14 protein-coding genes are annotated in these 13,881 nt (G+C 41.9%); 4 read left to right on the plus strand and 10 right to left on the minus strand.

Features of this window, described 5'->3' with window-relative positions:
- Window positions 1–145: 145 nt before the first annotated feature.
- Window positions 146–1,360, minus strand: a complete 1,215-nt coding sequence (locus QM818_RS06055; protein ID WP_000666455.1) for a pyridoxal phosphate-dependent aminotransferase — start codon at window positions 1,358–1,360, stop codon at window positions 146–148.
- A 156-nt stretch (window positions 1,361–1,516) separates the two neighbouring features.
- Entirely contained in the window at window positions 1,517–1,810 is a 294-nt protein-coding gene (locus QM818_RS06060) for a hypothetical protein (RefSeq protein ID WP_023947049.1), read from the minus strand.
- A gap of 160 nt (window positions 1,811–1,970) precedes the next feature.
- Here QM818_RS06060 and QM818_RS06065 point away from each other — a divergent pair, with 160 nt between their 5' ends.
- Window positions 1,971–2,423: a universal stress protein gene (locus tag QM818_RS06065; RefSeq protein WP_414300036.1), complete on the plus strand. Its 453-nt coding sequence runs from the start codon at window positions 1,971–1,973 to the stop codon at window positions 2,421–2,423.
- A gap of 230 nt (window positions 2,424–2,653) precedes the next feature.
- Here QM818_RS06065 and QM818_RS06070 read toward each other — a convergent pair whose 3' ends face one another.
- Window positions 2,654–4,045, minus strand: a complete 1,392-nt coding sequence (locus QM818_RS06070) for a Cof-type HAD-IIB family hydrolase (RefSeq protein ID WP_414300037.1) — start codon at window positions 4,043–4,045, stop codon at window positions 2,654–2,656.
- A 65-nt stretch (window positions 4,046–4,110) separates the two neighbouring features.
- Between QM818_RS06070 and QM818_RS06075 the strand changes: the two genes are divergently transcribed.
- Window positions 4,111–5,073: an asparaginase gene (locus tag QM818_RS06075; protein WP_261034980.1), complete on the plus strand. Its 963-nt coding sequence runs from the start codon at window positions 4,111–4,113 to the stop codon at window positions 5,071–5,073.
- Window positions 5,074–5,124: 51 nt separating this feature from the next.
- Here the strand turns inward: QM818_RS06075 and ccpA are convergent, their stop codons facing one another.
- On the minus strand, window positions 5,125–6,135 hold the full coding sequence (gene ccpA / locus QM818_RS06080) for a catabolite control protein A (protein WP_020900851.1): 1,011 nt from the start codon (window positions 6,133–6,135) through the stop codon (window positions 5,125–5,127).
- A gap of 238 nt (window positions 6,136–6,373) precedes the next feature.
- Between ccpA and QM818_RS06085 the strand changes: the two genes are divergently transcribed.
- Window positions 6,374–6,691, plus strand: coding sequence for a DUF960 domain-containing protein (locus QM818_RS06085; RefSeq protein ID WP_033681210.1), 318 nt, complete (start codon window positions 6,374–6,376; stop codon window positions 6,689–6,691).
- A 159-nt stretch (window positions 6,692–6,850) separates the two neighbouring features.
- Here QM818_RS06085 and folB read toward each other — a convergent pair whose 3' ends face one another.
- From folB to QM818_RS06115, 6 genes are all read right to left on the minus strand, one after another.
- A complete protein-coding gene (gene folB / locus QM818_RS06090) occupies window positions 6,851–7,663 on the minus strand; it encodes a dihydroneopterin aldolase (protein ID WP_261080861.1) in 813 nt (270 codons plus the stop codon).
- Between the two features lie 41 nt (window positions 7,664–7,704).
- Window positions 7,705–8,259: a GTP cyclohydrolase I FolE gene (folE, locus tag QM818_RS06095; protein WP_000380920.1), complete on the minus strand. Its 555-nt coding sequence runs from the start codon at window positions 8,257–8,259 to the stop codon at window positions 7,705–7,707.
- On the minus strand, window positions 8,240–9,562 hold the full coding sequence (locus QM818_RS06100) for a bifunctional folylpolyglutamate synthase/dihydrofolate synthase (protein WP_414300038.1): 1,323 nt from the start codon (window positions 9,560–9,562) through the stop codon (window positions 8,240–8,242). The genes folE and QM818_RS06100 overlap by 20 nt, the downstream gene beginning before the upstream one ends.
- Before the next feature lies 1 nt (window position 9,563).
- Window positions 9,564–10,538, minus strand: coding sequence for a dihydropteroate synthase (folP, locus tag QM818_RS06105; protein WP_049502247.1), 975 nt, complete (start codon window positions 10,536–10,538; stop codon window positions 9,564–9,566).
- Between the two features lie 93 nt (window positions 10,539–10,631).
- Window positions 10,632–11,339 (minus strand): CPBP family intramembrane glutamic endopeptidase, encoded by a 708-nt coding sequence (locus QM818_RS06110; RefSeq protein ID WP_414300039.1) that lies wholly within the window; start codon window positions 11,337–11,339, stop codon window positions 10,632–10,634.
- A gap of 52 nt (window positions 11,340–11,391) precedes the next feature.
- The gene (locus tag QM818_RS06115; protein ID WP_000359256.1) at window positions 11,392–12,810 is read right to left on the minus strand and encodes an NCS2 family permease; all 1,419 of its coding nucleotides are present in this window, start codon (window positions 12,808–12,810) and stop codon (window positions 11,392–11,394) included.
- A gap of 189 nt (window positions 12,811–12,999) precedes the next feature.
- On the opposite strand from QM818_RS06115, the gene QM818_RS06120 reads away from it, so the two are divergent.
- Window positions 13,000–13,812 (plus strand): Cof-type HAD-IIB family hydrolase, encoded by an 813-nt coding sequence (locus QM818_RS06120; RefSeq protein WP_261050910.1) that lies wholly within the window; start codon window positions 13,000–13,002, stop codon window positions 13,810–13,812.
- The last annotated feature ends 69 nt before the right edge of the window (window positions 13,813–13,881 follow it).

The following is a 13,881-nucleotide window of genomic DNA, read 5'->3' on the forward strand; positions in this document are numbered from 1 at the left end:
GCGATGAAATCAAGCATTAGTAAAACCAGTGGAACTTACCCTGACACGGATTTCCACTGGTTTTTAGGATTTTTATCAGACTAACTTCCACTTCTACTAGCGGTGGAACTTAGTTTGCGAATTTACCCTTTTTCGAATGTAAGCCCTATCTACGATACTGTTTTAAGAATCGAGTCATCTTTTCTTGGATTTGGGCCAGTTCATCAACACGAGGAAGGTAAACGATACGGAAGTGGTCTGGTTCCTGCCAGTTAAAGCCTCGACCATGAACCAAGAGAACCTTTTCCTGCTTCAAGAAATCAAGGACAAACTGCTCATCATCATCGATGCGGTACATATTGCGGTCGATTTTAGGGAAGATATAGAGTCCAGCCTTGGGTTTAACAGCAGATAAACCTGGAATATCTTGAATGGCATTGTAGATGAAGTTTCTTTGCTCGTAAATTCGTCCACCAGGAAGGAGCAATTCATCAACTGATTGGTGACCACCCAAGGAAGTTTGTACGACTTGTTGGGCCAAAACGTTAGAGCAAAGGCGCATATTGGATAGCATATTGAGCCCTTCGATATATCCCTTGACATGAGTCTTAGGTCCAGACAAGACCATCCAACCCACACGGAAACCAGCAATACGGTGGGATTTTGATAGACCATTCATGCTGACACAGAAAACATCTGGTGCCAAACTAGCCACAGGCGTATGCACATGTCCATCCATAACCATGCGGTCATAGATTTCATCCGCAAAGATAATCAAATCGTTTTGACGGGCAATCTCAATAATCTCCAGCAAGAGTTCCTTCGGATAAAGGGCTCCAGTTGGGTTATTTGGATTGATAAGGACGATTGCCTTGGTATTGGAAGTGATTTTTGACTTGATATCGTCAATATCTGGGTACCATTCTGCAGCTTCATCACAGATATAGTGAACGGCATTTCCTCCAGCTAGGCTGACAGCAGCTGTCCATAGAGGATAGTCTGGCATAGGCACCAAGACCTCATCCCCATTGTCCAAAAGTCCCTGCATGGACATGACAATCAGCTCACTGACACCATTTCCAAGGTAAATATCATCAATATCTACGTTAGGAAATTTCTTCAATTGGCAATACTGCATGATAGCCTTACGGGCTGAGAAAATCCCTTTGGAGTCAGAATAACCTTCACTATCACGCGCATTCATAATCAAGTCATGAATGACCTCGTCTGGCGCTGTAAAGCCAAATTCTGCTGGATTTCCTGTATTCAGACGTAAAATCTTTTCTCCGTTTGCTCGCATTCGCATGGCTTCTTCCAAAACAGGACCACGGATATCATAAGCAACATGCTCTAACTTACTAGACTTGTTATATTCTTTCATCTTGTTTCCTCAATTCATCAGGATAGTAACATTATACCACTAGAAAGAAAATGCGACAAGTTTACTGAAATGTGTTACTAGTTTCGTATAGAAGAAAAGCCTCACTAAAAGCGAGGTCAAGACAGGGGAGATAGCAGGTATTTTGCGAAAGTCACATTACATACCAAAAGATAAACCTAGAAAAAGCAAGCCTAAAAAGGAGTCATAAAGAAGATTGAACATGAGGAAAAGTCCCCATATCATCAAGTAATCCCAACGCCCACTTCGTTTTGCAACTAGGAATAAAATTAGATGGTAGAGTACATGAAAGACTAAAAAACCTATAAACCCTGGATAAAGAAGCGGTACCAGACTCTCTAATTGCCAGACCATGATAACTTCTAGCAAGACTGAAACTAGGATGATTCCATAATAAAGGAAATTTGATTTTTGAAAAGCGTTTTTCATCATTCTCCCCCCTTCACTTCTTTCCTGCTATCCTTTCTTTTATTTTATCATATATTTATATAGATTTTAAGCGCTAATATTCTTTTAAAAAATACCTTTTTTGCTTTACTTCTATAGTGAAAAGGTTTACAATTATAGTAAGAAAATTTCAGGAGGTTTCATTATGGCACAACGTTACCAAAATATCATGGTCGCAATCGATGGTTCTAAAGAAGCGGACTTGGCTTTTGTCAAGGGAGTTCATTCTGCTCTACGAAACGACGCTAAACTCACCATCGCACATGTCATTGACACACGCGCTCTCCAAAGCGTATCCACCTTTGATGCTGAAGTTTACGAAGAACTCCAAGTCGACGCTGAAAGTCTGATGAAAGAGTACGAAAAACGTGCAAGAGATGCTGGTGTGGCAGATGTTCATATCGTCATTGAAATGGGAAATCCAAAAACCCTCTTGGCACGTACTATTCCCGATGCTGAGGAAGTGGACCTCATCCTTGTTGGCGCAACTGGTCTCAACGCCTTTGAACGCCTCTTGGTCGGCTCTTCATCTGAATACATCCTCCTCCATGCTAAGGTTGATTTGCTGGTTGTGAGAGAACAAGAAAAAACCCTATAGTCACGAAGAAAAGGAGCTCAGCGCTCCTTTTTGTTTACTATTTATACTCTTCGAAAATCAAATTCAAACCACGTCAACGTCGCCTTGCCGTATATATATGTTACTGACTTCGTCAGTTCTATCTACAACCTCAAAACAGTGTTTTGAGCTGACTTCGTCAGTTCTATCTACAACCTCAAAGCAATGCTTTGAGCAGCCTGCGGCTAGTTTCCTAGTTTGCTCTTTGATTTTCATTGAGTATTATTTCTCTCTTTATGGCGTTCATAAGCCTTGAGCTGGCGCTGCAGTTCCTTTTTAATAGCAGGTTCTGGAGCATATTTTTCTTCCCAATCATCTGGTTTTAAGATTTTATGGGTCACTGGATCAAAATGAGCCTTGCCATCTGGAAAAATTTTCCCCATATTGGCCTGATGAACAATATCAAAAATACGTTCTGGATCCACCCCCATCAAGACAAAACTACCGTAGGTAAAGTAAAGCGTGTCGATCAGGGCATCTACCTGACCTATCAAATCTTGCTGAGCAGGCGTCTTCTTAGCCACTTTATCGGCCGCCTTATCAAGAGCTTGATGAAGTTGCGATAGAGCTCGACCAAAGTCCTCTTCAGAAGGACTGGCAGCTCTAACAAATTCCACCAATTCTTCTATTTTAAAGCCAGCCCTGTGGGTTGCACCTTCTAAATCCCAAGCTCGTGGTTCTTCTTGGGTTCGTTCATCCATCATGTGGTGGAAGGTCTTGACCTTATTGAAATGATAGTCACGGCTGACAAAGACTTTTTCTGAAGCTAGAACACCAAAATGTTCCAGGGCCTTGTGGATTCCGTCTTGCTGATTACTAGTGGTAATGTGCTTAGCAACTTCCTTGACACTGCTACTACCATTTCCCATAGCGACCGACATACCAACACCTGCAAGCATTTCAAGGTCGTTATCTGAATCACCAAAGGCCATGACTTGGTTGAGATCAAAACCATATTCTTTCCCGACTCGGCGTATGCCTTCCAACTTAGAGTTTCCTTGATTGATAACATCCGCTGCAAAAGGATTGCTACGTGTCAATTTCAAGTCTTCAAAATCAGCTGCTGCCTTCTCAGATTCTTCTGGCGTCATCAGCATCAAAACTTGGTAGATAGGCTGATTCATCAGATCAAGCAGGTCTTCTTCCTTTTGGGGAACAACCTTGCTGACCATACGATTAAAGGAATGACTCACTGTCCGAGTTAAAACTGAGGGAACGAAGCGACTGATTCGTTGGGAAAAAGAACCCAGACCAAAAGACATGATTTTGGAACCCAACATGGCATCCTTGGTCCCTAGAGCAATCTCCTTGCCCTCTTTTTTAGCATAACTGATTAACTGGCGCAAATGTAACTTGGAAATTGGGCTCGTGAACAAGACTCTTTCTTTATTAAAGATATACTGGCCATTGTAGGTTACCGCAAAATCCAAATCCAAATCGTCCATCAATTCCTTAACAAAAAAAGGTCCTCGCCCTGTCGCTACACCAACTAGCACCCCTTGTTCTTTGACAATTTTAATCGCGTCCTTAGTGGATTTCAAAACACTCTTGCGATCGTTGACCAAGGTTCCATCGATATCAAAAAAAACAGCTTTGACTTCCATCCTATCCCAATCTCCCCTTTTGTGATACAATGATTATACCACATTTCAGAAAGAGTGAGTAAATCATGCCTAAGAAAATCCTTGTTTTACATACGGGTGGGACTATTTCTATGCAGGCCGATGCTTCTGGCGCTGTTGTGACAAGTTCAGATAATCCCATGAACCATGTGTCCAACCCACTTGAAGGAATCCAAGTCCACGCCTTAGACTTTTTTAACCTGCCAAGCCCCCATATCAAGCCCAAGCATATGCTGGCTCTCTACCAAAAAATCAAAGAGGAAGCTGCTAACTACGATGGAGTGGTAATCACACACGGGACCGATACTTTAGAGGAAACAGCCTATTTCCTTGATACCATGGAAGTTCCCCATATGCCTATCGTTCTAACAGGGGCAATGCGTAGCTCTAACGAACTCGGCAGCGACGGTGTTTATAACTATCTGAGTGCTTTACGGGTGGCTAGCGATGACAGGGCTGCGGACAAAGGGGTTTTGGTTGTTATGAACGATGAAATCCATGCTGCCAAGTATGTTACCAAAACGCATACGACCAACGTCGGCACCTTCCAGACCCCAACACATGGGCCACTTGGTCTGATTACGAAGCGGGAAATCCTCTACTTCAAAACAGCTGAACCTCGTGTTCGCTTTGACCTTGATCACATACAAGGATTGGTCCCTATCATCTCGGCTTATGCTGGTATGACAGATGAGCTAATTGATATGCTGGATTTGGAACAATTAGACGGCTTGATTATCCAAGCCTTCGGGGCGGGCAATGTTCCCAAAGAAACGGCTCAAAAATTAGAAACCCTTCTACAAAAAGGAATCCCAGTCGCCCTTGTTTCACGATGCTTTAACGGTATTGCAGAACCTGTTTATGCCTACCAAGGTGGGGGCGTGCAGTTGCAAAAATCTGGTGTCTTCTTTGTTAAAGAACTCAACGCCCAAAAAGCCCGTTTGAAACTCCTCATTGCCCTCAATGCCGGACTAACAGGACAGGCTTTGAAAGACTATATGGAAGGGTAAGTCTCTTCTCTAAAAACAAATCAGGAAATCTTCACGATTCCCTGATTTTTTCTATTTCCGTTTTCGTGTCGAACGACGTTCTGTCAAACCATGAGGTAAGAGAACTTCACGTTCTTCCAACTCTTCCTTGTGCATAATCTTAGTCAACATACGCATACTAATGGCACCAAGGTCATAAAGAGGTTGGGCAATAGTTGTCAAGTTTGGACGGGTAAAGCGTGAGATTTGTGAATCATCACTAGTAATGATTTCAAACTCTTCTGGCACAGACACACCGTGATCAGCCAAACCATTCAAGACACCTGCTGCCAATTCGTCACCTGTTACAACTGCTGCAGTTGCGTTTGATGAAATTAAACGCTCCGCCAAGGCATAACCGTCTTCATAAGTGTATTTGGATTCAAATACCAATCCTTCGCTATAAGAAATTCCTGCTTTTTTCAAGGCTTCTTTGTAGCCAACCAAACGAACCTTACCATTGATGTCATCCACTAGTGGACCGCTAACAAAAGCAATGCGCTCATTTTCTTTAGCAAGGTAGGTCACTGCATCAATCGTTGCTTGTTTGTAGTCAATATTGACACTTGGAAGCTGATGTTCTACATCCACAGTTCCTGCAAGAACAACTGGTGTCCGAGAGCGAGAAAACTCTGAACGAATTTTTTCAGTCAAGTGGTACCCCATAAAGATGATACCATCCACTTGCTTAGAAAATAGTGTATTGACAACTGAAACTTCCTTGTCATCGTCCTCATCACTATTAGCAAGGACGATATTGTACTTGTACATTTCAGCGATATCATCAATCCCTTTAGCAAGCGTTGAGAAATAGCCATTGGTAATATTTGGGATCACGACACCGACAGTGGTTGTCTTTTTACTTGCAAGACCACGCGCCACGGCATTTGGACGGTAATCCAAACGATCAATCACCTCAAGCACTTTTTTACGGGTGTTCTCTTTTACATTCTTATTGCCATTGACTACACGGCTAACCGTCGCCATTGAAACTCCTGCTTCACGGGCGACATCATAAATCGTTACTGTATCGTCTGTATTCATTCTATTTCCTTTCTATATCATACCCCACGAGACTCCAAAAAAAGAGACGGTATGAAAATTTCGTTTTCATGATTCTACTTATTCCATTTTATCACTATTTGTAAACACTTTCAAGTATTTTTTGAAGATTATTTGAAAAAAATTTCATAGAAAACTATGTTTATAAAGAAAAAAACACCTTTTCTTGATTTTTAATCCTATTTGCTGTATGATAATGGAAAAGAAAGGGGGCAGAAATATGGCTTTTACCAATACCCACATGCGGTCTGCTAGTTTTGGAATTGTTACCAGCTTGCCTGATGATGTCATTGACTCTTTTTGGTATATTATTGACCACTTCTTAAAAAATGTCTTTGAATTGGAAGAAGAACTCGAGTTTCAATTGCTCAATAACCATGGAAAAATCACCTTCCACTTTTCAAGTCAACATCTCCCTACAGCTATTGATTTTGACTTTAACCACCCTTTCGACCCTCTTTATCCGCCCAGAGTACTGGTTTTAGACATGGACGGTAGAGAAACTATCCTCCTCCCAGAAGAAAATGACCTATTTTAATACTCAAGGAAAATCAAAGAGCAAACTAGGAAGCTAGCCACAAGCTGCTCAAAACACTGTTTTGAGGTTGCAGATGGAAGCTGACGTGGTTTGAAGAGATTTTCGAAGAGTATAAAAACTCTAGCCTTCAGTTACAAGTGACTGAAAACTAGAGTTTTTCTATTTTTTCAAAGCATTATACAAGTTGCGGATAGGCTGCTTTAAGGTAGGATGGATAAAATGAGGCGCAAGTTCTTGTAATGATTCAAGGACAAAAAGACGTTCTGCTATGTAAGGATGAGGCAAGATAAGGTCGTCTGTATAAATGACCTGGTCCTCCACAAAGAGCAAGTCCAAATCAATCAAACGAGGTCCCCAATGCACTTCTCTCACCCGTCCCATCTCTGACTCAATGGCTAACAAAGTCTCTAATAGAACTGGGGCAGGTAACCAGGTTTCAACCTCAACCACTTGATTAGCAAAGCTATCCTGCTCCACACCACCCCAAGGCTCCGTCGTCAAGACACTAGACTCTTTGAGAATATGGATGCCACGAGATCGCATTTCCTCAATGGCTTGTTTCAAGTTAGCTTGCTTATCTCCCATGTTGCTTCCTAGGGCGATAAAGGCTCGCTGCTTACGGCGATGAATGGTCACTGAGCAAGTATCTAGCGGCAAATGCACTGGTGCCCAGGGCTTTTTGAGTTCCAGCTTCATTTCTTGGACAAGAGGATAGGCCTCAAAGGTACGTTCTACCAGTTTATAGGCCACCGTTTCAATCAAATCCTCACTCGTTTCCTGAAACCAAGTCGTCCACTGCTGACACAATTCTCCATAATGGACAGAGGTTGTTAAATCCAAGTCTGTAGCCGCCTTGGTCATATCATAGGATAAGATGGCTGAAACGACAAACTTCTGCCCCAATTCCTTTTCACTAGGAAAAAGACCATGATAGGCAAAAATTTCCAAATCTTTAATCTGCAGTTGATCCATAATGATTCCTTTCTAGAAAAATCCGCTTGAAGCGGATTCTTTTATAGTCCCATTAAACGATAAGCCTGATCTCGGAGGTCCTTATCTGTTTCAAATAGACCACGAGCTACTGTCGTCAAGGTTGCAGTGCCTGGTTTTCTGACACCACGCATGCTCATACACATATGTTCTGCTTCAATGACAACAAAGGCTCCTTTAGCACCCAGATACTCCATCAAGGCATCGGCCACTTCGATATTCAAACGCTCTTGAATTTGTGGCTTTTTCGAATACACTTCAACCGTACGGGCCAGCTTAGACAAACCTGCCACACGACCATCTGGAATGTAGGCAATATGTGCTCTCCCATAAAATGGTAGAAAGTGGTGTTCACACATAGTATGGAAAAAGATGTCCTTTTCTACCACCATATTATCATCAATAATCTCAAAGGATTTTGACAAATGTTCCTCCGCTGTTTGACCAAGACCTGAAAAAATCTCTTGGTACATACGAGCCACACGAGCAGGTGTTTCCTGCAAGCCCTCGCGGTTAGTGTCCTCTCCGACAGCCTCGATAATCATTTTTACAGCTGCTTCAATCTTTTGTGTATCCATTTTCGTTTTTCCTCTCCATCAGATAGGCTCTCACTTGGCTCAAGAAATACAAGGAACCTGTGACAATCCTAACTGTTTTTTTCTCTTCTTTTTTATCTGTCAATTTCTGCTCTAGAAAATCCTGCCAACTTTGGAAGCTGAGATTTCTAGACTTAGCTACCTCTTCCAGCACGCTTTCATCAGTCGCCCGACTATAGTCAAAATGTGTCAGAGTAAGCTCGGTATCTGGGATTTGCTCCAACAAATCCAACATATCCTCCAAGGCCTTGGTTTTGATACAAGTAAAGAGGATTTCCTTACGATAATCCGCAAAGCGTTCTTGCAAAGTTGCTAATAAAGCCTTGATAGCATGGGGATTGTGGGCCCCATCCAAAATCATCAAGGGTTCTCTTGACACGATTTCCAAACGCCCTGGCCAACTTGTTTCTTCCAAGGCTTGAGCAAGCACGTGATTGCTTGCTAGTTCTCGACCATCTTCTTGACAAAAATTATCAAGTAAAGCTATGGCCATCCCAGCATTCTCTATCTGGTGCAAACCCAACAGGCCAGTTTGGAAGCGACCTTGTCTGACAACACTTGTATAGTCAAAGACTTCGCCTGTAACCATACTCTTTTGATGGCGGACCTGATAATCTGTCCCGTAGGCAAATCTCGGCGCATCTTTCCCTTCCGCAATGCGGTCAATCACAGCCAAAGCTTCTGGAGCAATACGACCTGTCACCAAGGGAATACCTTGTTTGATAATACCAGCTTTCTGCTCTGCTATGGCTTCCAAGGTGTCACCAAGTAGGGCTACATGGTCCAATCCAATGGTCGTAATTCCTGTTAAAATTGGCTGGCAGACATTGGTACTATCTAAAAGCCCACCCATGCCGACTTCCATGATAGCCACATCTACTTGCTCTGAGGCAAAGTAATCATAGGCTATAGCTGTAATTATTTCAAACTCAGTTGTCCCCTGCAAATTGGTAGCCGATTCCCCTTCCAACAAAGACTGATAGTCTGCCATGAGGGCTTCTAGTCTAGCCTCTGGGATAGATTCCCCATTGATGCTAATCTGGTCTGTGTAGTGAATGAGATAGGGTGAGCTAAACACGCCAACTCTCAGCCCTAGCTTTTCCAGCATATTTTTCAAAAAAGCAATGGTAGAACCCTTGCCATTGGTCCCTCCGATATGGATGACCTTGAGTTTGAGATGGGGATTTCCACGCAAAGCTAATAGTTCCACCATGCGTTCCAAGCCAAAATGCGGTTCGTCGGTCCGGTAGTTGGCAATCCACTGATTATTTTCAATTTCTTTCATCTTATTTGTATTGTTTTAAATCTAGATTTTCCGCTTCATCAGCCAGACGAATAGCGGAGGCAATTTCAACTGCCATCTTGTGACTAGCTACGTCATGCACGCGCACCACTTCTACACCCTGTCTTGAAGCAATACTAGTTACATGAGCCGAAGCTGTATCTCGATTGCGGAAACCAAGTTCTGTCTCAGGATTGACTTCAAAACCATTTTCTTCAAGAATATTGATGACAAACCGCTTGCGCGACACTCCGAGAAAGATTGGATAGCCTTTCTGATGTAGTTTATCCAGATCCCGTAAAAGAAGTAGATTTTCTTTCTTGGTAAGACCAAAGCCAATTCCTGGATCCAGCAGGATGTTTTCTTGAGCAATCCCAGCTTCCTCTGCTCTCGCTAAGGCTCTGTCAAAGAAAGCCTCCATCAAGTCTTCGATTGGCAATTTTTCGAAGTCAGCTAACTCTTCCTCTGTAAAAGCTTGATTAAATCCAAAATGAGGAAATATGAGCGAGCTAGGATGCTGAGGTCGCGCCATGACTGGATTAAACATAATGACTACTTTCGCACCAGCCTTAGCAACCACATGGGCCATTTTCTCATCACCCATGAAACCAGTGATATCATTGACTAGATTGGCACCAGCAGCCAAAGCAGCCTCTGCTACCTGACTCTTCCAAGTATCAATAGAGATGAGGACATCACTTTCCTTGCGAATCGCTTTAATCACTGGAACAACACGCTGGATTTCCTCTTCTATCTCAACATAGCTGCTTCCCGGCCGAGTCGATTCTCCGCCGATATCTAGCATACTAGCCCCTTCTGCTATCAATTTACGAGCCTGCTGGAGTGCTTGCTCAAGAGCAAAAAATTGACCACCGTCCGAAAAGGAGTCTGGGGTTACATTGATAATTCCGCAAATAGCTGTCTTTGCATGATTGGCTTTACTTGACATATCGTTCACTCCCTCAAGGCTTTTCATCATATTATTTCTCTATTTTACCATAAAAAGAAAAAGATGGACACGATTGCATTCATCTTTTTCCCAGTAGAAACAAGTAAGCAATTGTCAAAAATCTTAAACAGATATCCCTAATGTCCGACTCAAAATCACCACGAGAGCCAACAAACAGAAAGCAACCCCATTCACAATCATGTGAAGTAAGATAGACATTTCCAAACGTTGGGTCTTGTAAGCCGTCCAAGATAGAACAATCGACATACCTCCATAAATCAATAAAGAAGGTAAATTACTTGGTTGATGCAATAAAGCAAACACAATCGTACCGACTACAAATCCCAAGTTCTCTTTTCCTCGGAAAATCTTTTTAGGAATAATCCCACGGCACAAGATTTCCTCACAAATCGGAGCAAGCAAGGCCAACAAGAAGAAACTGGAAATCAGAGAACTATTCTGAACCATGTCGTTAATCTGAGACTGATTCCCTGTTGTCGTCTCATTTGATAGTTGCAATAAAATGGAACCAAGTATATTTGAACAGATAATGACTAAATAACTTAATCCCAAACGTGCCAAATCCTTCGCTCTAAAAAAAGAAAAATTAAAACTTGCTAACTGCGTTTTACGAGCTCCAAAAATAAATAGTGCCAAAACTACAATCGAAATACCAGCAACTATCAGTCCTGACTGCAACAGTGGTACTGCATTTAAAGTTAAAATAGCAGTAACCCCTATAGGAATCTGATATAAAATTGTCGCCAGCAAAAAGATTAACAGCCAACCTGCACGATTCAATAATTCTTTCCACATATTTTTCTCTTTCATCACCCATCTCCTTTATATTAAAAAAGGGGGAAAATCCCCCTGGGTTATCCTATTATAAGGCCATACTGATGTAGTTAAGGATAAACAAGGCATCCAAAATCCAAATCATGACATGAACATCTTTAGCTTGACCTTTGACAAGCTTAGTCAAAGTGTAAGTCAAGAAACCAACTGCAATTCCTTGAGTGATAGAGTAGCTGAATCCCATAAAGATAGATGTGAAGAAGGCAGGAACTGCTTCAGACATATCATCCCAATGGATATTTTTCAAGCTAGCCAACATCATAATCCCAACGATAATCAAGATTGGAGCTGTAGCGGCTGTTGGTACAATCGCTAGAAGTGGGCTAAAGAAGCTTGAGATAGCAAAACAGATAGCTACAACCAAGGCTGTCAAACCAGTACGTCCACCTGCCCCGATACCAGCAGCAGACTCAACATAAGTCGTTACGTTTGAAGTACCTGCGATGGCACCAATTGAAGTACCAATTAAGTCAGAGTAAAGAGCCTTGTCCAACTTAGCTGATTGGTGGTTTTCACCATTTGTCGCTACGATACCAACTTTTTCACCTGTACCAATCAAGGTACCAATCGTGTCAAAAATATCTGTTAATGAAAATGCAAGAATGGCCATCAAAGTTTCAGGCAAGCGAGCTGTATCTGAAATCAAAGCTCCCAAACCTTCTGAACCAAGAGCTGCACCAAAGACTGTCTTCAAGTCTTCAAAGGCTGCACCAACATGGTTATTAGCAAAATCGATGCTTGACAAATCTACCAAACCAACTGCGATAGCAAGAACAGTTGTTGTCAAGATAGAGAGGATAATTCCTCCTTTAATCCCTTTAATAACAAAGAAGATAGTAATGGCCAGTCCTGCAAGTGCCACCAAAACAGCTGGATTATTAAAGCTGACCAATCCTGGAACTGCTGAAGCATTTGCTGTAATTGCTGCTTGAGCTTTATCAGCCCCTTCTCCTGCAACCGTGTAATTTCCTGGATCGATAGAGAATTTCAAAAGTCCAGCATTCTTAATCCCCACGTAAGCAAGAAAGACACCGATACCAGCTGAAATAGCTGAACGAAGAGCATTCGGAATCGATTCAATGATCATTTTACGAACATTTGTCAAGGTAATAATCAATGAGATAATTCCACAGATGAAGACCATAGCTAGGGCTTCTTGCCAAGAATAACCGAGTCCAAATACAACTGTAAAGGTAAAGAAGGCATTGAGTCCCATACCTGGCGCTTGAGCATATGGCAAGTTGGCGTAGAAGGCCATCATCAGGGTACCAGCAACTGCACCGATAATCGTTGCGAGGAATACACCCTGAGCAGGCATTCCTGTTTGCGAAAGAATTTGTGGGTTTACAAAGAGAATATAGCTCATTGCAAAGAAAGTTGTTAAACCAGCGAGAACCTCTGTACGAACGTCTGTACCGTTCTCTTTTAGTTTAAATAATTTGTCCATTATCAATCTCCTTTTAATTTTTACGAACAATAATAGAATTATATCACTTATCATTCACTTTTTCAATATCTTTGTTTGATTTATTTAAGAATTTGATGAAATTTCTTTTTTGGTTTCGAATCTGCTTTTCTGCCTGCTTTTTGTTATAATAGTAGACATCTTATCTGGAAAGACACTAGAAAGGTTTATATGACGAAAAAAATTATTGCAGTTGACCTGGATGGAACCCTGCTCAACTCAGACAGTCAGATTTCTGACTTTACCAAAGAAACTATTAAAAAAGTTACTGAAAAAGGGCATCAGGTTATTATTACGACAGGTCGCCCTTACCGCATGTCAAAAGATTTCTACCGTGAATTAGGCTTAGACACTCCTATGATTAATTTCAACGGCTCCCTTACTCATTTACCAGACCAAGCTTGGGACTTTGAAAAGTGTTTGACTGTAGACAAAAAATATCTGCTCGATATGGTTCAACGTTCTGAGGAGATTCAAGCTGATTTTATCGCTGGAGAATATCGTAAAAAATTCTACATTACAAATCCCAATGAAGAAATTGCCAATCCTAAACTATTTGGTGTAGAAGCCTTCCAGCCTGAAGATCAATTCCAGCCTGAGTTGGTAACCAAGGATCCTAACTGTATTCTCTTGCAGACCAGAGCCAGTGACAAGTATGCCTTGGCAAAAGAAATGAACGCCTTCTACCAGCATCAACTTTCTATTAATACCTGGGGTGGACCTCTCAATATCCTTGAATGTACCCCAAAAGGTGTCAATAAGGCCTTTGCTTTGGACTACTTGCTCAAAGTAATGAATCGTGATAAAAAGGATTTGATTGCCTTTGGAGATGAACACAATGATACCGAAATGCTATCTTTTGCTGGAAAAGGCTATGCAATGAAAAATGCCAATCCAGAATTGCTCCCTTATGCAGATGAGCAAATCGCCCTAACCAATGACCAAGATGGGGTTGCCAAAACCCTACAAGACTTATTCTTATAGTCCATACTGACCAGCTTGCGAGCTGGTCTTTGTGCTCTTTTCACAGTCTCATCAACCAGTTAACCGATT

Source organism: Streptococcus mitis (genome assembly GCF_047464035.1).
Taxonomy (GTDB): Bacteria; Bacillota; Bacilli; order Lactobacillales; family Streptococcaceae; genus Streptococcus; species Streptococcus mitis_DX.

Coding starts and splice junctions, on each gene's coding strand:
- QM818_RS06055 (WP_000666455.1), bottom strand. CDS start 1,360: ATGAAAGAATATAACAAGTCTAGTAAGTTAGAGCATGTTGCTTATGAT.
- QM818_RS06060 (WP_023947049.1), bottom strand. CDS start 1,810: ATGATGAAAAACGCTTTTCAAAAATCAAATTTCCTTTATTATGGAATC.
- QM818_RS06065 (WP_414300036.1), top strand. CDS start 1,971: ATGGCACAACGTTACCAAAATATCATGGTCGCAATCGATGGTTCTAAA.
- QM818_RS06070 (WP_414300037.1), bottom strand. CDS start 4,045: ATGGAAGTCAAAGCTGTTTTTTTTGATATCGATGGAACCTTGGTCAAC.
- QM818_RS06075 (WP_261034980.1), top strand. CDS start 4,111: ATGCCTAAGAAAATCCTTGTTTTACATACGGGTGGGACTATTTCTATG.
- ccpA (WP_020900851.1), bottom strand. CDS start 6,135: ATGAATACAGACGATACAGTAACGATTTATGATGTCGCCCGTGAAGCA.
- QM818_RS06085 (WP_033681210.1), top strand. CDS start 6,374: ATGGCTTTTACCAATACCCACATGCGGTCTGCTAGTTTTGGAATTGTT.
- folB (WP_261080861.1), bottom strand. CDS start 7,663: ATGGATCAACTGCAGATTAAAGATTTGGAAATTTTTGCCTATCATGGT.
- folE (WP_000380920.1), bottom strand. CDS start 8,259: ATGGATACACAAAAGATTGAAGCAGCTGTAAAAATGATTATCGAGGCT.
- QM818_RS06100 (WP_414300038.1), bottom strand. CDS start 9,562: ATGAAAGAAATTGAAAATAATCAGTGGATTGCCAACTACCGGACCGAC.
- folP (WP_049502247.1), bottom strand. CDS start 10,538: ATGATGAAAAGCCTTGAGGGAGTGAACGATATGTCAAGTAAAGCCAAT.
- QM818_RS06110 (WP_414300039.1), bottom strand. CDS start 11,339: ATGAAAGAGAAAAATATGTGGAAAGAATTATTGAATCGTGCAGGTTGG.
- QM818_RS06115 (WP_000359256.1), bottom strand. CDS start 12,810: ATGGACAAATTATTTAAACTAAAAGAGAACGGTACAGACGTTCGTACA.
- QM818_RS06120 (WP_261050910.1), top strand. CDS start 13,000: ATGACGAAAAAAATTATTGCAGTTGACCTGGATGGAACCCTGCTCAAC.